The organism is Paractinoplanes ferrugineus (assembly GCF_016862195.1).
GTDB classification, from domain to species: Bacteria; Actinomycetota; Actinomycetes; order Mycobacteriales; family Micromonosporaceae; genus Actinoplanes; species Actinoplanes ferrugineus.
Genome location: NZ_BOMM01000057.1, coordinates 69,157 through 85,860, shown reverse-complemented (window position 1 = coordinate 85,860; position 16,704 = coordinate 69,157). Strand labels below are relative to the sequence as shown.

Annotated in this window: 17 protein-coding genes; 12 read left to right on the top strand and 5 right to left on the bottom strand. The window is 71.7% G+C overall.

All coding sequences use genetic code 11. From position 1 onward, the window contains the following. Positions 1 to 20: 20 nt before the first annotated feature. Positions 21 to 2,402: a beta-glucosidase H gene (locus Afe05nite_RS32655; protein WP_239118355.1), complete on the bottom strand. Its 2,382-nt coding sequence runs from the start codon at positions 2,400 to 2,402 to the stop codon at positions 21 to 23. 23 nt (positions 2,403 to 2,425) lie between these two features. On the opposite strand from Afe05nite_RS32655, the gene Afe05nite_RS32650 reads away from it, so the two are divergent. The 8 genes from Afe05nite_RS32650 (at position 2,426) to Afe05nite_RS32615 (ending at position 10,558) form a co-directional block, all read left to right on the top strand. Beyond that, a complete protein-coding gene (locus Afe05nite_RS32650; RefSeq protein WP_203821119.1) occupies positions 2,426 to 2,779 on the top strand; it encodes an HIT domain-containing protein in 354 nt (117 codons plus the stop codon). Then, positions 2,776 to 4,155 carry a serine hydrolase domain-containing protein gene (locus tag Afe05nite_RS32645; protein WP_203821118.1) on the top strand — a complete coding sequence of 460 codons (1,380 nt, stop codon included), beginning with the start codon at positions 2,776 to 2,778 and terminating at the stop codon, positions 4,153 to 4,155. Before Afe05nite_RS32650 ends, Afe05nite_RS32645 begins: the two co-directional genes overlap by 4 nt. 115 nt (positions 4,156 to 4,270) lie before the next feature. Next, positions 4,271 to 5,347: a PhoH family protein gene (locus Afe05nite_RS32640; RefSeq protein WP_203821117.1), complete on the top strand. Its 1,077-nt coding sequence runs from the start codon at positions 4,271 to 4,273 to the stop codon at positions 5,345 to 5,347. A gap of 23 nt (positions 5,348 to 5,370) precedes the next feature. Continuing rightward, positions 5,371 to 5,841, top strand: a complete 471-nt coding sequence (gene ybeY, locus Afe05nite_RS32635) for an rRNA maturation RNase YbeY (protein ID WP_203821116.1) — start codon at positions 5,371 to 5,373, stop codon at positions 5,839 to 5,841. Then, on the top strand, positions 5,841 to 7,235 hold the full coding sequence (locus Afe05nite_RS32630) for a hemolysin family protein (RefSeq protein ID WP_203821183.1): 1,395 nt from the start codon (positions 5,841 to 5,843) through the stop codon (positions 7,233 to 7,235). Before ybeY ends, Afe05nite_RS32630 begins: the two co-directional genes overlap by 1 nt. Beyond that, on the top strand, positions 7,228 to 7,611 hold the full coding sequence (locus Afe05nite_RS32625; protein WP_203821115.1) for a cytidine deaminase-like protein: 384 nt from the start codon (positions 7,228 to 7,230) through the stop codon (positions 7,609 to 7,611). Before Afe05nite_RS32630 ends, Afe05nite_RS32625 begins: the two co-directional genes overlap by 8 nt. 970 nt (positions 7,612 to 8,581) lie before the next feature. Then, a complete protein-coding gene (gene era, locus Afe05nite_RS32620) occupies positions 8,582 to 9,469 on the top strand; it encodes a GTPase Era (RefSeq protein ID WP_203821182.1) in 888 nt (295 codons plus the stop codon). A 69-nt stretch (positions 9,470 to 9,538) separates the two neighbouring features. Continuing rightward, positions 9,539 to 10,558 (top strand): acyltransferase family protein, encoded by a 1,020-nt coding sequence (locus Afe05nite_RS32615; protein WP_203821114.1) that lies wholly within the window; start codon positions 9,539 to 9,541, stop codon positions 10,556 to 10,558. Between the two features lie 48 nt (positions 10,559 to 10,606). Here Afe05nite_RS32615 and Afe05nite_RS32610 read toward each other — a convergent pair whose 3' ends face one another. After that, positions 10,607 to 11,371, bottom strand: a complete 765-nt coding sequence (locus tag Afe05nite_RS32610) for a thioesterase family protein (RefSeq protein ID WP_203821113.1) — start codon at positions 11,369 to 11,371, stop codon at positions 10,607 to 10,609. Next, the gene (locus Afe05nite_RS32605; RefSeq protein ID WP_203821112.1) at positions 11,368 to 12,153 is read right to left on the bottom strand and encodes a DUF4097 family beta strand repeat-containing protein; all 786 of its coding nucleotides are present in this window, start codon (positions 12,151 to 12,153) and stop codon (positions 11,368 to 11,370) included. The genes Afe05nite_RS32610 and Afe05nite_RS32605 overlap by 4 nt, the downstream gene beginning before the upstream one ends. Before the next feature lie 130 nt (positions 12,154 to 12,283). Between Afe05nite_RS32605 and recO the strand changes: the two genes are divergently transcribed. Then, positions 12,284 to 13,063 (top strand): DNA repair protein RecO, encoded by a 780-nt coding sequence (gene recO, locus Afe05nite_RS32600; RefSeq protein ID WP_203821111.1) that lies wholly within the window; start codon positions 12,284 to 12,286, stop codon positions 13,061 to 13,063. Continuing rightward, positions 13,063 to 13,848, top strand: a complete 786-nt coding sequence (locus tag Afe05nite_RS32595; RefSeq protein ID WP_203821110.1) for an isoprenyl transferase — start codon at positions 13,063 to 13,065, stop codon at positions 13,846 to 13,848. Before recO ends, Afe05nite_RS32595 begins: the two co-directional genes overlap by 1 nt. 3 nt (positions 13,849 to 13,851) lie before the next feature. Here Afe05nite_RS32595 and Afe05nite_RS32590 read toward each other — a convergent pair whose 3' ends face one another. Together Afe05nite_RS32590 and Afe05nite_RS32585 are read right to left on the bottom strand one after the other, a co-directional pair. Next, positions 13,852 to 14,526 (bottom strand): HAD family hydrolase, encoded by a 675-nt coding sequence (locus tag Afe05nite_RS32590; protein ID WP_239118354.1) that lies wholly within the window; start codon positions 14,524 to 14,526, stop codon positions 13,852 to 13,854. Continuing rightward, positions 14,523 to 14,825, bottom strand: a complete 303-nt coding sequence (locus Afe05nite_RS32585) for an MTH1187 family thiamine-binding protein (protein WP_203821109.1) — start codon at positions 14,823 to 14,825, stop codon at positions 14,523 to 14,525. Before Afe05nite_RS32585 ends, Afe05nite_RS32590 begins: the two co-directional genes overlap by 4 nt. Positions 14,826 to 15,023: 198 nt before the next feature. On the opposite strand from Afe05nite_RS32585, the gene Afe05nite_RS32580 reads away from it, so the two are divergent. Together Afe05nite_RS32580 and Afe05nite_RS32575 are read left to right on the top strand one after the other, a co-directional pair. Then, a complete protein-coding gene (locus Afe05nite_RS32580; RefSeq protein WP_203821108.1) occupies positions 15,024 to 15,758 on the top strand; it encodes a TetR/AcrR family transcriptional regulator in 735 nt (244 codons plus the stop codon). 9 nt (positions 15,759 to 15,767) lie between these two features. Beyond that, positions 15,768 to 16,664 carry an aldo/keto reductase gene (locus Afe05nite_RS32575; protein ID WP_239118353.1) on the top strand — a complete coding sequence of 299 codons (897 nt, stop codon included), beginning with the start codon at positions 15,768 to 15,770 and terminating at the stop codon, positions 16,662 to 16,664. Positions 16,665 to 16,704 lie beyond the last annotated feature (40 nt).

The following is a 16,704-nucleotide window of genomic DNA, read 5'->3' as shown; positions in this document are numbered from 1 at the left end:
CGGCTCCGGTGTCCCGGTGCTCAGGAGATCGTCACCACGGCCGTCAGCCGGTCGTCGTCGACGGCGTGCGCGGCGATCACCCGGTAGTCGCCGGGGATCGTGCGCCAGCCCCCGTCCCAGATCGTCCATGTGCGCGCGGGCAGCGCGATCCGCACCGTCACGGTCTCGTCCGGGTGCGCCGCGACGTTCGCGAACCCGGCCAGCCACCGCGGCGGGCGCCGGTCGTCGGGCGTGACCGGGGCGACGTACACCTGCACCACCTCTCGCCCGGAGCGCGCGCCCGCGTTGCGCAGCGTGACCACCGCCTCGGTCGCGTCGACAGTCATCTCCTCGTAGTGCCACGTCGTGTAGCCGAGTCCGTGGCCGAACGCGTAGAGCGGCGCCGTCTTCTGCCGCAGCCAGCCGCGGTAGCCGACGAACACCCCCTCGTCGTAGGCCACCACGCCGTCCTTCGGGGCGATCTCCAGGACCGGGCAGTCCCGCTCGCGGCGCGGCCAGGTGGTCGGCAGCCGGCCGCCCGGCTCGGTCACCCCGAGCAGCACGTCGGCCAGGGCGGCCCCGCCCTCCTGGCCGGGGAACCAGGTCAGCAGCGTCGCCGCCACCTCGTCGGCCCACGGCATCAGCACCGGTGAACCGGCGTTGACCACCACCACCGTGCGCGGGTTGGCCGCGGCCACCCGGGACACCAACTCGTCCTGCCGGCCCGGCAGGGCCAGCGAGGTGCGGTCGAAGCCCTCCGACTCGACCTGCTCGGTGGTGCCGACCACGACGACCGCCACATCGGACACGGCGGCCAGGGCGACCGCCTCCTCGATCATCCCGTCCTCGTCCGGCGACGGCGGGCGGTGACCCAGCGTGGTGGCGACGGAGTGCCCGGCCCCCGGGACGATGGTCTGCTCGAGCACGATCTCGGCGGGTTCGCCGGCCGTGAGCACGGCCGTGACCCGCTGCTCACGCGGGGACAGCAGCAGGTCGGCGCGGCCGGTGCCGGGCGGGTGCAGGGTGCCGGCGTACTTCTCGTCGCCGTTGATCGTCAGCCGGAAGGTGCCGAACCCGGAGACCGCGAACGTGTGCTCACCGTCGGCGTCCGGGGTGAACGTCGTGGCCAGCCGCAGGCCGTCGACGCCGGCCGGGTCGAGGCCGCCGGGCAGCGAGCCGATCCACCGCACGGCCGCCGGTTCCACCTCGAACTCGTGGTCGGCGATCGTCACGGTGGCCGGCCGGTGCAGGGCCGGCAGGAACGGGCGCGGGTCGGCGCCCACCGCGTACTCGACGTCGGTGCCGCCCAGGGCCAGGCGCAGGCCGTCCAGCGGCGAGATCGCGTGCGGCGGGGAGACCTGGGCGCTGCCGCCGCCGAGCACCCGGGCGTCCATCGCGAGAGCGCCGACGACCGCGACCCGGCTCAGCCCGGCCGGTTCCAGCGGCAGGGTCCAGTTCTCGTTGCGGACCAGCACGAAGGACCGGGCCGCGAGCTCCCGCGCGACGGCCTCCCCGTCCAGCTCCGCCAGTTCGTCCAGGTCGGCCGGTACGTCGTCACCCAGCGCCCCGACCCGCCGGGCCAGCCGCAGCACCCGGCGTACCTTGTCGTCGACCACCTCCGGCGGCACCTCGCCCGCGTTGACCGCGTCGACCAGCGCCTGCCCCCACGGGTTCTCCAGCTGCGGCATCGCGATGTCCAGGCCGCCCAGCGCGGCCCCGACCGTCGAGCGGGCGGCCCGCCAGTCCGACACGACCACCCCGTCGAAGCCCCATTCCTGCTTGAGCACCTCGTCCTGCAGACGGCCGTTGGCCGCCATCGGGGCGCCGTTCACCCCGTTGTAGGCGCTCATCACGCCCCACCCGCCGGCCGCCACGACCCGCTCGAACGGCGGCAGGTAGATCTCCCGCAGCGCCCGCTCACCGATCCGCACGTCGACCTCCATGCGGTCGGTCTCGAAGTCGTTGCCGACCAGGTGCTTCACCGTCGTGCCGACCCCGAGCCGCTGCACGCCCCGCACGAAACCGACCGCGATCTCGCCGCTGAGCAGCGGATCCTCGGAGTAGCACTCGAAGTGCCGGCCGCCCAGCGGGGTGCGCTGCAGGTTGACGGTCGGCCCCAGCACCACGTGCACGCCCTTGCGCCGGGCCTCCTGGCCGAGCAACCGCCCGGCGGTCTCGGCCAGCTCCGGGTCCCAGGCCGCGGCCAGGGCGGTCGGGCTCGGCAGCGCCACCGACGGGTCGTCCGGCGCCCAGCCGACCCCCCGGATGCCGATCGGGCCGTCCGACATCACCAGCGAACGCAGTCCGATCCGCTCGATCGCGGGCAGGGACCAGAAATCCTGCCCGGCCAGCAGGGAGACCTTCTCGGCCAGGCTCAGTTGGTTCAACAGGTGGTCGACATCGGGCATCGCTCGCGTACTCATACGCCCACCCTAAGATCGTCGAGGTGGACAACGACTGCCTGTTCTGCCGCATCGTGGCCGGTGAGATTCCCGCGACGGTCGTGCACGAGACCGAAACCACCCTCGCGTTCCGTGACATCGACCCCAAGGCGCCCGTGCACGTCCTGGTGATCCCCAAGGACCATCACCCCGACGTGGTCGCTCTGGCGACCGCCGATCCGGCCGGCTCCGCCGACCTGCTGGCCGCGGCCGCCGCGGTGGCCGAGGCCGAGGGCCTGCGCGCGGACGGCTTCCGCCTGCTCTTCAACAGCGGCGGGTACGCCGGCCAAGAGGTGTTCCACGTGCACGCCCACGTGCTCGGCGGGGCGCCGCTCGGTCCCATGCTGGCCCCCCGGTGAGCGCGTCCGCCCGGTACGAGCGGGCCGCCCGCCGCACCCAGGCGACGGGCCGCGTCCCGGCCCTGTCGGTGGCGCTGCGCCGGGCCGACCGCGAACCGTGGATCTTCACGGTCGGCGATTCCGGTAACGCCGACTTCCCGTTGAGCCCCGACACCCGCTTCCGGATCGGCTCGGTCACCAAGACCTTCACCGCCGTCCTCGTCATGCAGGCCCGCGACGACGGCCTGCTCGACCTCGACGAGCCGATCTCGGCCTACCTCGACGTGCCCGCGCACGGCGACGCCACCGTCCGCCGGCTCCTCTCGCACACCGCCGGGTTCCAGCGCGAGCCGTTCGGCGACCTGTGGGACACCCTCGTCTCACCGTCCGCCGCGGAGCTGATCGCCGACCTCGGCAAGGCCGAGCGGGTGCTGCCCAACGCGCGCCGCTTCCACTACTCGAACCTCGCGTTCGCCGTGCTCGGCCAGCTCGCCGCCCACCTCAACGGCACCACCTGGGAGCGGCTGCTGACCGACCGCGTTTTGGAACCGCTCGGCCTGCACGCCACCACGGTGCGGCCACCCGCGCAGGCGGCCGTCGGTTACGTCGTCGACGCGTACTCCGACGCCGCCCGGCCCGAACCCAACCTCGACGCGGCCGGCGCCGGACCCGCCGCCCAGCTCTGGAGCACCGCCGCCGACCAGGCCACCTGGGCGTCGTTCCTGGTGTCGCCGGAAACCGTCGACCCGGACGGCAAGGTGCTCGCCGCCGCCACCCTCGACGAGATGCGCTGGCCGCACACCACCCGCGAGGAGGACGTCTGGGCCGGCGGTTTCGGTCTCGGGCTGATGCTCGCCCCGCAGGGCAAGCGCGCCATGCACATCGGCCACAACGGCGCCATGCCCGGCTTCCTCGCCGGCGTGCACGGCCGGCGCGGCGGTGAGGACACCCCCGACGGGCTCGGCGTCGCGGTGCTCGGCTCCGCCGGTACCGCCGGCGAGACCATCGAACTGGCGCACGAGCTGCTGCGGCTCGCCGTCGAGCTCGACCCGGCCGAGATCCGCCAGTGGCGCCCCGCCCCGCCGGCGCCCCGCGAATACCGCTCGGTGCTCGGCCTGTGGTGGAGTGAGGGTTCGCCCTTCGTCTTCTCCTGGCACGACGGCGCGCTGCAGGCCCGGGTCGCCGAGGCGCCGGCGGACGCGCCGCCGTCGATCTTCGCGCCACGGCCGGGTGAGCCCGACGTGCTTCGCACGGTGTCCGGCCGGGAGGCCGGGGAGCAACTGCGGCTGACCCGGGACGCGAGCGGCGCGGTCTCGTCGATGCATTGGGCGACCTACCGGTTCACCCGTTTGCAGGACGCCTTCGACGGGGGTCTCGCCTCCGACGGCTCGGAGTAAATGGCATCGGCGGTCGGGCGGCGTAGCGGATACGATGGCACGATCCTTACGCACGCCGCCCACCCCGGGTGACGCCCAAGAACGAGAGCAGGTGCGGAGGCCTTACGGCCGCCCTATGACCGGTACGCCGAACCCTTCCAGCGCGGGCTCCAGCGGCGCGGCGCGGGTGCAGACCAAGATCTCGGTTTCCGACCCCAAGATCATGGTCAACCTGCTGGGTGCCAAGGACGAGATCCTGCGGCTCATCGAGCGAACTCTCGCGAGCGACGTCCATGTTCGCGGCAACGAGATCACCATCACCGGTGATCCGGCCGAGAACGCCATCGCCGAGCGACTCTTCTCCGAGCTCATCGAGCTCATCGAGAAGGGTGAGACGCTCACCGTCGACTCCGTGCGGCGCACCGCGCACATGCTCGAGGAGAACACCTCCGAGCGGCCCGCCGAGGTGCTGACCCTCAACATCCTGTCGCGGCGCGGGCGCACCATCCGCCCCAAGACGCTGGGCCAGAAGCACTACGTCGACGCGATCGACCAGAACACGATCGTCTTCGGCATCGGCCCGGCCGGTACGGGTAAGACGTACCTCGCCATGGCCAAGGCCGTGCAGGCACTGACCGCCAAGCAGGTCAGCCGGATCATCCTCACCCGCCCGGCGGTCGAGGCCGGCGAGCGACTCGGCTTCCTGCCCGGCACGCTGAACGAGAAGATCGACCCCTACCTGCGTCCGCTCTACGACGCGCTGCACGACATGCTCGACCCCGAGTCGATCCCGCGCCTCATGGCGGCGGGCACGATCGAGGTCGCGCCCCTGGCCTACATGCGTGGTCGCACCCTCAACGACGCGTTCATCATTCTCGACGAGGCGCAGAACACCACGCCCGAGCAGATGAAGATGTTCCTGACCCGGCTCGGGTTCGGTGCCAAGATCGTCGTCACCGGTGACGTCACGCAGGTCGACCTGCCCGGCGGCACGACCAGCGGGCTGCGCATCGTGCGGCAGATCCTGCAGAACGTCGAGGACGTGCACTTCGCGGAGCTGTCCAGCGCCGACGTCGTCCGGCACCGGCTGGTCGCCGAGATCGTCGACGCCTACGAGCGTTACGACACCGAGCAGGAACAGCTCGCCACCCAATCCGTCCACGCCGTTCCGGGCCGGGCCGCATCCGGCGGCCGCACCGGGCGTCGGCGCTAATCAAAAGGGGTACTGAGCACCACATGTCCATCGAGATCGCCAACGAGTCGGGAGTCGAGGTCGACACCGACGCGATCCTCGCGGTGGCCCGGTACGCACTCGACGAGATGGGGGTCAACCCGCTCGCCGAGCTGTCGATCCTGCTTGTCGACATCGACTACATGGCCGAGCTGAACCACCGCTGGATGGGTGGTGACGGGCCCACCGACGTCCTCGCGTTCCCGATGGACGAGGGCAGCGTCGACCACGGTCCGGGCGAGGCCGGCTCCGGTGAGCCGGCCCTGCTCGGCGACATCGTGCTCGCCCCCGAGGTGGCCGGGAAACAGGCCGCCGCGGCCGGGCACAGCGCCGCCGACGAGTTGCACCTGCTCACCGTGCACGGCGCCCTGCACCTGCTCGGCTACGACCATGCCGAGCCGGAGGAGGAGCGCGAGATGTTCGCGCTCCAGAACCGTCTGCTGCAGAGCTGGCGCGCCGGCCGGACAGCCGGCTGATCTCCGTGGACCCCGCTCCTCTGCTGGCGGCCGGTTCCGCCTCGTCGGGTCTGCCGGACGTGCAGCTGATCACCCTCGCGGTGGTCCTGGTCCTGCTGGCCGGGCTCGCCTCGATGGCCGACGCGGCGCTCGGCACCGTGTCCGCCGCCCGCGCGGCCGAGATGGCCCGCGAGGGCGAGCGCGGCGCCGCCGCCCTGGCCGCCGTGGCCCAGGACGTGGTGCGCCACCTCAACCTGCTGCTGTTGCTGCGGCTGCTCTGCGAACTCTCGGCGACCGTGATGATCGCCCTGGTCGCGGTGGACAGCTGGGGCATCGGCTGGCAGGCGGCGTTCGTCTCGGCCGGCGCGATGACCCTGGTCAGCTTCGTGGTCGTCGGGGTCGCGCCGCGCACGGTCGGCCGCCAGCACGCGTACGCCGTGGGCCGCGCCGCCGCGCCGCTGGTGCGCTGGCTCGGCAAGGTGCTCAATCCGCTCGCGTCGCTGCTGATCCTGATCGGCAACGCCGTGACGCCCGGCCGGGGTTTCCCGGAAGGGCCGTTCGGCAGCCAGGTCGAGCTGCGTGAGCTCGTCGACCTCGCCGAGCAGCGCGGCGTCGTCGAGCACGGCGAACGCGAGATGATCCACTCGGTGTTCGCCCTCGGCGACACGATCGCCCGCGAGGTGATGGTGCCGCGCACCGAGATGGTGTGGATAGAGGCGCCGAAGACCCTCCAGCAGGCGCTCTACCTGTTCCTGCGCTCCGGCTTCTCCCGCATCCCGGTGATCGGCGAGAGCGTCGACGACGTGCTCGGCGTGCTCTACCTCAAGGACGTGATCCGCCGCACCCAGTCGGGCGACCCGGCGGCCACGGCGCAGGCGGTGGCCGAGTTGATGCGTACGGCCACCTTCGTGCCGGAGTCGAAACCGGTCGACGACCTGCTCTCCGAGATGCAGGCGGCGCGCACCCACCTGGTGATCGTGGTGGACGAGTACGGCGGAACGGCCGGCCTGGTCACGATCGAGGACATCCTCGAGGAGATCGTCGGCGAGATCACCGACGAGTACGACGTCGAGCGCCCGCCGGTAGAACACCTCGACGACGGCGCGGTGCGGGTGACCGCCCGCCTGCCGATCGAGGACCTGGGCGAGCTGTTCGGCGTCGAGCTGCCCGCCGACGAGGTCGAGACCGTGGGCGGCCTGCTCGCGCAGACGCTGGGCCGGGTGCCGATCCCCGGCGCGCAGGTCGATGTGGGCGGCCTGCACCTGATCGCCGAAGGCACCACGGGCCGGCGCAACCGGATCGACTCGGTGCTGGTGCGCCGGGTCGAACAGCCCGCCGACTCCGACGAGCCCACCAACAACTCCGACAAATCCGGAGAATCCGAGACCGAGGAAAGACTGACCGCGGATGCCTGACCCCACCTTCGCCGGCGCGACCGTGCCGGCCACCGACGGCGGCGCCCTGAGCGCCGAGGACACCAAGTTGGTCACCCTGGCCCGAAGCGCACGCGCCCGGGTGGGTGCGGTCGAGGGTGCTGCGGTACGGGACCAGGACGGCCGCACCTACAACGGCGCCACCGTCTCGCTGCCCAGCCTCTCGGTGACCGCGCTGCAGCTGGCCGTCGCCCTGGCCGTCTCGTCCGGCGCCGTCACCATCGAAGCGGCCGCGGTCGTCACCGAGGCCTCCCAGCTCGACGGCGCCGGCCACGCCGCCGTACGCGATCTCGCGACCCGCGCGCCCATCCACGTGGCCGCCCCCGACGCTTCCCTGCTCGGCACGGTCACCGAATGACCGACTTCGACGTGCCGCCCTTCCCCGTCGCCCGGCCCGGGAGCCTGCCGTTGTCGGCTTCCCGGACGCATTCTTGTGAGGTTGTCGTCCGACCCGTCCCGCTGAGCCGTTCGAACGTCATCAAGATCGGCACGTGGGGAGGGGCGGCGTGACCCAGTCAGGAGCGGGAGCCGACGGCGAACGCCGGCTCAGTGCGGCCGAACGCCGGCTCACCGCCGGCGAACGCAACGAGCTGCGCCGCCAGGAACGCCGAGCGGCCCGCCGTACCGAAGCGACCGGCGACGGCCGCGGTTCCGGCGCGCAGCGCGGTTCCGGTTCCGCGGGCGGTAGCGGTTCCGCCGGTGGCCGTGGCGCTGTGGCGGGTCGTGGCTCTTCGGCCGGTCGTGGTTCTGGGGCCGGCCGAGGCGGCACCGAGCGGCGCGGCGAAGGCGGCTCGCGCACCGGTCAGGCCGGGTCGCAGCGTGAGTCGGCGCCGCGGGGCGCGCAGCGTGATGCTGGGTCGCGGGGCGGGCCGGTCGCGGCGCAGCGTGATGCTGGGTCGCGGGGCGGGCCGGTCGCGGCGCAGCGTGACGGTGGGTTGCGAGGCGGGCCCGGTGGGGCGCGGCGTGATGGCGGCTCCCGGGGTGGGCAGACCGGCGCCGGGCGACGTGCTGCCGGGTCGCCGGAAGTTCCGAGCGGTGCGCGTCGTGCTGGTGGGCCTGGCGACGGGCGGGTCGAGCGCGGCCGGGGGGCGGCAGAGGCCGTTCGGCCGGTGGGGCCGGGTTCGGTGGAGCCGGCCGGATCGGTGGAGTCAGGGCTGGCGAAGTCAGGGCCCGCGGAGCTGGCTGGGCCGGCGAAGTCGGGGTCGGCGGAGCTGGCTGGGGCGGCAGGGCCGGCTGGGTCGGCGGGGGCGGGTTCCGGGCGTACCCCGCAGAAGCGGGACGGACACGGCCGGCGGGTGCATCGGCATGCTGAGGCGGCGCCCAGCGGGGTGAATGATGGCGTCTATCGCGCCGGTTTTGCCTGTTTTGTCGGTCGGCCGAACGCCGGTAAGAGCACGCTGACAAATGCGATCATCGGGCAGAAGATCGCTATCACCTCGAACAAACCGCAGACCACTCGGCACGTTATCCGGGGCATTCTGCACCAGGAGAACTCGCAGCTCGTGCTGGTGGACACGCCGGGACTGCACCGGCCGCGGACCCTGCTGGGGGAGCGACTCAACGATCTGGTGCGGGAGGCCTGGAGCGAGGTCGACGTGATCGGCGTGTGCTTCCCGGCGGACGAGCCGGTGGGGCGCGGTGACCGGTTCATCTCGGCGGAGATGGCCGAGCTCAAGGCGACGGTGATCGCGGTGGTGACCAAGGTCGACCTGGTTTCGCCGCAGCGCCTCGCCGAGCATCTGCTGGCGGTCAGCGAGCTGTACGACTTCGCCGAGATCGTGCCGGTGAGCGCGGTGTCCGGGCATCAGGTGCGGACGCTCGTCGACGTGATCGTCAAGCATCTGCCGGAGTCGCCGCAGCTGTACCCGGACGACGTGCTGACCGACGAGCCGGAGCAGGTGCTGATCGCCGAGCTGATCCGGGAGGCGGCGCTGGAGGGTGTGCGCGACGAACTGCCTCACTCGATAGCGGTACTCGTCGAGGAAATGATCGTCGAGGGCGGTCTCACCAAGATCTACGCGGATCTCTACGTGGAGCGCGACTCGCAGAAATCGATTGTCATCGGGGCGCGCGGAGCACGACTGAAAGAAGTCGGAAGCCAGGCCCGGGGTGAGATCGAGCAGCTTCTGGGTGCGCGGGTCTACCTGGATCTGCATGTTCGGGTCGCCAAGGAATGGCAGCGTGATCCTCGTCAATTGCGCAAGCTGGGATTCTGATATTGCGAATTATGGGATAATTCACGCTGGTTTGCGGGTGGATGCGGGGGTTCGGTAACTCAGAAGGCTATGCGGAACCAGTACCTGGACACGCTACGAGCCGCCGCGACCCTGCGCGTGGTGGTCTATCACTGCTCCGGGTGGACGGCTCTGACCATCGTCTTCCCGGCGATGTCAGTCATGTTCGCTCTGGCCGGCTCGCTGATGGCGGCCTCCCTCGACAAGTACGGGCCGTGGGCGGTCGAGCGCCGCCTGCACCGGCTGCTGCCCTCGCTGTGGGTCATCGCCGCGGTCGCGGTGCCGGCCATGCTGCTCACCGGGCTCGCCTGGGACTGGAAGATCCTGCTCTGGGCGTTCCCGATCGAAAGTCCCCCGGCCACCGGCTTCTGGCTGGAAGGGCTCGCCGCGACCTGGTACCTGCGTGACTTCCTCTGGCTGGTGCTGCTGTCGCCGATCGTGCTGCCCCTGTTCCGGCGGGGGCCGGTGGTGACGATCATGATTCCGTACGTGGCGCTGGCCGGCACCACCTTCGCCGGGGTGACGCCGCCGGCGGTGCTGCACGACCTCACCCTCTACGGTGGGGCGTGGCTGCTCGGCTTCGCCCACCACGACGGCATGCTCAAGCTCAGCAGGCGACGCTGGTGGCTGATCGGCGCGCTGGCCGTGACCGGTGCCGCCTGGACGATGACCCACCCGGGGCCCCGCGGCTTCGACCTCAACGACATCCCGCTCGGCAACGCGCTCTGGTCGGCCGCGTTCATCATGGTCGCCCTCGGTGTCTCGCCGATGGTGCGGCCACGCCGGATCCTGACCGTCCTCAACTCGCGGGCCCTGACGATCTACCTCTGGCACGTGCCGATCATCATCGCGCTGTCCCGGTTCGCCCTGTGGTCGGGTCTGCCGATCTTCGGGTGGGTCGGGATCAGCTGGCGGCTCGTGGTGGTCGCGCTGGCCCTCACCGTGATCGTGCTGGCGGTCGGCTGGGTCGAGGACTGGGCGGCGGGGCGGCGGCCGCGGCTCGTGCCCGGGGTCTCCCGCAAGCAGGTACCGGTGTCGCCGGCCCCGGCCATGGCCACGACCAACGCCTGAGCCCGGCTTCGCGGGGCCGACGGCCGGGCCGGTCGCGCTGTTCGCCGCCTAGCGCTGCCGGACCAGCAGTGGCTGAGCCACCTGCCCGATCTTTCCGGCCTGGTCGAACATGTCGCCCTCGGCCAGGCCCAGTCCGTCCTGCGAGATCGTGGTGCGCGCGGCCAGGTGCACCCATTCACCCTCGGCCGGGCGCAGCAGCGTCGCCGTCATGGTCGGCGGGATGGACAGCCACTTGTCGAACGGCAGCACGGCGGACAGTCCGTTCGCCGAGTCGGCCACGATCAGCGCCCGGTCCTGGCCGTCCAGCTCGACGCCGTCGATCAACGGCATCCGGACCCGGCTCCATACGTGCGTCTCACCCAGTTCGTCGAGACCGCCCCTGGTGCACCGCCACTCGATCGACCGGCCGTAACCCCAGCTGCCGCTGAACGTGTCCGCGGTCTCCGGGAGCGGCTCGGCGTGGGTCTGCTGGGCGGGGGTCGGCTCGAGCGCCGCCGCCGGCGGGGGAGGGCCGGGCGTGATGTGCCACGCCCGCGCGCTCACCGCGACCCGGCCGTCGATCACCATCTGGGCCTCGTTCAGCGCGGTCAGCCGGCCGGGCTTGATCGGCGACACCTCGACCCGGGACACCCGGCGCGGTATCGGGCCGAGGAAGTCCACCGAGATCCGGGCCAGGCGCATGCCGTCCAGCCGCATCATGTGCCCGAGCAGAGCGGCCGGCGGGCCACCGTGCTGCATCGCGCTGTCCCACGGACTCTCGGTGAATTCGGTCGGTTCGTAACGGTCGTCACCCAGTGGTCGGTAGAAGCTCACGATGTCGAGGCTACGGTTATGTCCCCGCTCGTCACCCGTACGTCGATCACATTCGTTGCCGTGGCGTCACTCGACAAGCCCTCCAGGCGCTCGTCGCCCGACCTGGAGTCGGCCGTCACCCGGTATTTGCTCTCCGGCACCGCCACCCAGACGTCGCCGCTCGTCGCCTTCGCGGTCACCGAGTTGGGCGCGGTCAGCTCGACGTGCATGTCGCCCGAGGTGACCTGCAGATCGACCGGCCCGACCACCCTGGTCGCCTGGACGTCGCCCGAGGTCGAGTGCACCTTGACCGAACTCTTCGCGTCGGTCACCTGGATGTCGCCGGACGTCGCCTTGATCGAGACGGGGCCGGTCGCGCCCGACACCAGGACATCGCCCGAGGTCAGCTGGAGATCGGTGCTGCCGACCCCCTTGAGCCGGATGTCCCCGGAACGCTCCTGGCCGCGCACGTTCACCCCGGCCGGGGTGGTGATCTCGTACGACACCGAGCAGTTGCGCCCGCACGTCGTGTCGATGGTGAGCGTCGTGCCGTCCAGCTTGTAGGGGCTGCCAGGATTGCTGGACCGGCGGATCACCCGGCGCACCGAGGTCTCGGCGACGGCACCGGACGTGATCGTCACATCGCCGCCGCCCCCGGTCAGCACGATGTCGGTGATCTTGCCCTTCTCGGTGTCGTCGTAGGTCATCTTCGCCCCGATCACACCGGCGCAGCCGGTCAAGGCGGTCGTCGACGCGGCGACGAGGGCGAGGACTGCGGCGCGCCGGATCAGGGTCGAGGTCATGGCTCAGACGCTATTCGGGGGCCCTGACCGGCACTATCGGTCCTCCCCCGGAGATGACCCTGAGACGGGATCAGGGTCAGCCCGGCACCCGGCGAGCGGGAAATTCGGCCCGCCGAGGCAGAATGAGTCCGTGCCCACCGAATCCGGCTACCGCCGCCAGCTCTACCGCGACGACGCGGTCGTCCTGCGCGTGCAGAAACTCGGCGAGAGCGACCGGATCATCACGCTGCTGACCCGGCGCAACGGCCGGCTGCGCGCGGTCGCCCGCGGGGTGCGCCGCACCAACTCCCGCTTCGGGGCGCGCCTCGAGCCGTTCGGTCACATCGACCTGCAGCTCGCCGGCTCGCCCGAGGGCGTCGGCAGCTCCCTGCACTCGGTGAGCCAGGTCGAGGCGGTCGCGCTCTACGGCAAACAGTTCCTTACCGATTACCCGCGTTACACGGCCGCCAGCGCCATCGCCGAGACCGCCGAGCGGCTCACCCCGATCGAGCGGGAGCCGTCACTGCGGCTGTTCCAGCTCACCCTGGGCGCCCTCAAAGCCCTCGCGGCGGGCGAACACGCCGGCCCCCTGGTGCTCGACGCCTATCTCCTGCGGGCCATGGCCACGGCCGGCTGGGCGCCCGCGACCAGCGAGTGCGCGGTCTGCGGCACCCCCGGACAGCACGCGGCGTTCTCGGTCCCGGCCGGCGGTGCGGTCTGCCCCGACTGCCGGCCGCCCGGCGCCGCCCACCCCAGCCCGGCCACGCTCGGCCTGATGAGCGCGCTCACCGCCGGCGACTGGCAGGTCGCCGACGCGTCCGAGCCGCCGGTCCGCCGGGAGTGCAGCGGACTGGTCGCCGCCCACCTGCAATGGCACATGGAGCGGGCGTTGCGCTCGCTGCCGCTTGTCGATCGACGGGAGAGTTCCTGATGCCGCGTCCACCCACCCCGCACCTGTCCGGGGTCCGCCCGCCGGAGCTGCCCAAGGCGGCGCTGCCGAAACACGTGGCGATCGTGATGGACGGCAACGGGCGCTGGGCCAAGGAGCGCGGCCTGTCCCGCACCAAGGGGCACGAGCAGGGCGAATACAGCCTGTTCGACACCATCGAGGGGGCCATCGAGCTGGGCATCCCCTACCTCTCGGCGTACGCGTTCTCCACCGAGAACTGGAAGCGCTCGCCCGAGGAGGTCCGCTTCCTGATGGGCTTCAACCGGGACGTCATCCGCCGTCGCCGCGACCAGCTGGTCGACCTCGGGGTGCGCGTGGTCTGGTCGGGCCGCAGCGGGCGGCTGTGGAAGAGCGTGATCTCCGAGCTGCAGACCGCCGAGGAGATGTCGAAGGACAACTCGACGCTCACCCTGCAGTTCTGCGTCAACTACGGCGGCCAGGCCGAGATCGCCGACGCGGCCGCCGCCATCGCCCGGGACGTGGCCGCCGGCAAGCTCAAGGCCGACCGGGTCAACGAGAAGACCATCGCGAAATACCTCTACCACCCCGAGGTCCCCGAGGTCGATCTGTTCCTGCGCCCGTCCGGCGAGCAGCGCACGTCCAACTTCCTGCTCTGGCAGACGGCGTACGCCGAAATGGTCTTCCTCGACACCCTGTGGCCCGACTTCGACCGCCGCCACCTCTGGTACGCGTGCGAGCTCTACGCCTCGCGTGACCGGCGGTTCGGCGGTGCCCTCCCCAACCCGGTCGCGCCCAGGATCGGCTAGGCCCTAGGTCGTCAGGATCCGCACCGTGGCGTCGGTGTCGGACAGATCGGGGAGCACGGCGTGCGCGCCCGCGAGCGCCAGGTCGGCCATCTTGGTGCGCCCGGTGGCCACACCCACCGCGCGGGCACCGTTGGCCAGCGCGGCCGTCACGTCGTGCACCGTGTCCCCGATGACGACCGGGGCGAACGACTCGCCGTACTTCGCCCGCGCCCGTTCGAGGCTGCGGCGGACGAGGGTGGCCCGCACCGAGTCGTCGGTGCCGTAACCGCCGACCTCGGCGTCGAAGGCCCCGGTCAGCCCGAAGGCGGCCACCTTGACCGCCGCCACCTCGGGCACGTTGCCGGTGACCAGTGTCTGCACGACGCCGGGGTTCTCGCCGAGCCGGTCGAGCACGTCCCGCACCCCCGGCATGAGATGACCCTGCTCGCTGAACTCGTGCCGGATGGCCCGCACGTGCTGGACGTAACGCACGAAGAACGCCTCGGGCGTGCAGTCGGTGACCTCGTGCCGGGCGAACACCTCGGCGCAGATGTCCAGGTCGGTGCGCCCGCCGAAGAGCGGCGTCGCCAGCCACTGCTTGCCGGTGACCTCGGTGAACGCGGCGCGCCACGCCCGTGTCGTCACCCCGCCGCCACGCAGCAGGGTGTAGTCGATGTCCCACATGACCAGGCGTCTCACGGGGCCGACTCGCCGAGCGCGCGCTCGATGTGCGCCACCTTGGCGGTCAGCGCACCGGTGACTCCGGGCCGCACGTCCGCCTTGATCGAGACGCTGACCCGATGCCCTCCCTTGCCCACGGCTTCCACTGCCTGTTTCACGACGGCGAAGCATTCGTCCCACTCACCCTCGATGGTGGTGAACATGGCGTCCGTCCGGTTGGGCAGCCCGGAGGCCCGGACCACCCGCACGGCTTCGGCGACGAGGTCGCCCACGGATTCACTGACGCCGATAGGAGTTACCGAGAACGCAACCAGCATGCGGTCATGGTCGCAGCCCGGACGGGGTGCGGCGCAAGTGCCGTGGCCGATCTGTGGCCGACCCGAGAGAGCGCTCTCAGGTGGACCGGCCGGTCCGGCGGCCGATCTCGGCGGCCGGTCTCAGCGGCCATCTCGGATCGCGCTTCCCGGCAGATAATGCCATTGACGGAGTGAATGCTCACTCCGTATGTTGGGGGCATGACCGACACAGCACCCCGGCGTCGAGCGCCGGGCATGAGCCCTGACCAGCGCCGCGAAATGATCGTGGCGGCCGCGGTGCCGCTCCTCATGGAGCACGGTGCCGCCGTCAGCACCCACCAGATCGCCAAGGCGGCCGGCATCGGCGAGGCCACCGTCTTCCGCGCCTTCGCCGACAAGGACGAGCTGCTCAGCGCGTGCGTCGCCGCCGTGCTGCGCAACGACCGGGTTCTCGCCGAGCTCGACGACGTGCCGCTCGACCAGCCGCTCGACGCCCGGCTCAATGAGGCGGCCGGCACGCTGCGCGCCTACCTCGACCGGATGGGCGCGGTGATCGGCGCGGTGCACGCGGCCGGCGGCCGCCGCCTGGAACGACGCGCATCCCCCGAAGCCGAGCCGCACGCCCCGGATGGCGGCGCCCCCGCCCGGGATGGCGGCGCGGGGCACGCTGCGGATGGCGGGGCGGCGCACGCGCCGGCTCGTGGCGGGGAGCGGGGGGAGCGCGGGGGAGCTGTGCCCGGCGGGCGGGACGAGGCGGTGGCGCGCACCCGGGCGGCCGTGGTGCGGCTGCTGGAACCCGATCGGGACAAGCTGCGGCTTCCGGTCGAGCAGGTCGCCACGATCTTCCTCGGCATGCTCTTCCCCCGGCACGGCACCGGCGCAGCGGACGCCGACGTGTCGATCGAGATGCTCGTCGATGTGTTCCTGCACGGGGCGGCGACCGAAGCCGGGTAGGGTTCGCCGATGCTCAACGGGGAGAAAACGGCCGCTGCGGCGGCCGGCACATGGGTGCTCGGGGACCAACAGGTGCGGCGGATGGGGTTCGGGTCCATGCGGCTCACCGTCGACCCGGACCCGGAGACGGCAGTGCGAGTGCTCCGGCGGGCTGTCGAACTCGGCGTCGATCACCTCGACACCGCGGCCTTCTACTTCTCGCCCGGCGGGATTCTGGACGGCCACGACGGGCCCGCCCGATATGCGACCGAGCTCATCCGGCGCGCGCTCACCCCGTACCCGGAAGGTCTTTTCCTCGCCACCAAGGTGGGGCCCGGAATCCTGCCCGATGGGCAGTGGGGTGAGGCCCGCACGACGGCGGAGCTGCGGTATCAGGTCGAGGAGAATCTGCGGCGGCTCCGGGTGGACCGGCTCGACCTGGTCAATCTGCGGGTCTTCCGATCCAAGGACGCCATCGCGGAACGGTTCGCGGCGCTCGCCGACATGCGCGCCGAAGGGCTCATCCGGCACCTCGGGTTGTCGACCGTGAGCATGGAACAACTCGACGAGGCGTCGACTGTGGCGCCCGTCGTGTGCGTACAGAACAGTTTTGCCATCGATCTCCCGAACAACGCCGAAATGCTGCGGGTGTGCGGCGAACGGGGAATCGCCTTCGTGCCGTTCTTCGCCATCGCGGGAACGGGACGGGAGAACGGGGCGAGCGCGGACCACGACGCGGCCGTCGAGGCGGTCGCCGCCCGGCACGGCGTCAGCGGACCCCAGGTCCGGCTGGCGTGGACACTGCACCAGGGCGACCACGTGCTCGCCATCCCCGGCACCGGCAGTGTGCGGCACCTCGAGGCCAACGTCGCGGCCGCCGCCCTGCGCCTGACCGACCAGGACCTGGCGGCCCTCCGGAACTCCTGATAACAAGACCTGTTCGCCGTCCGGACACTGGATCGACAAC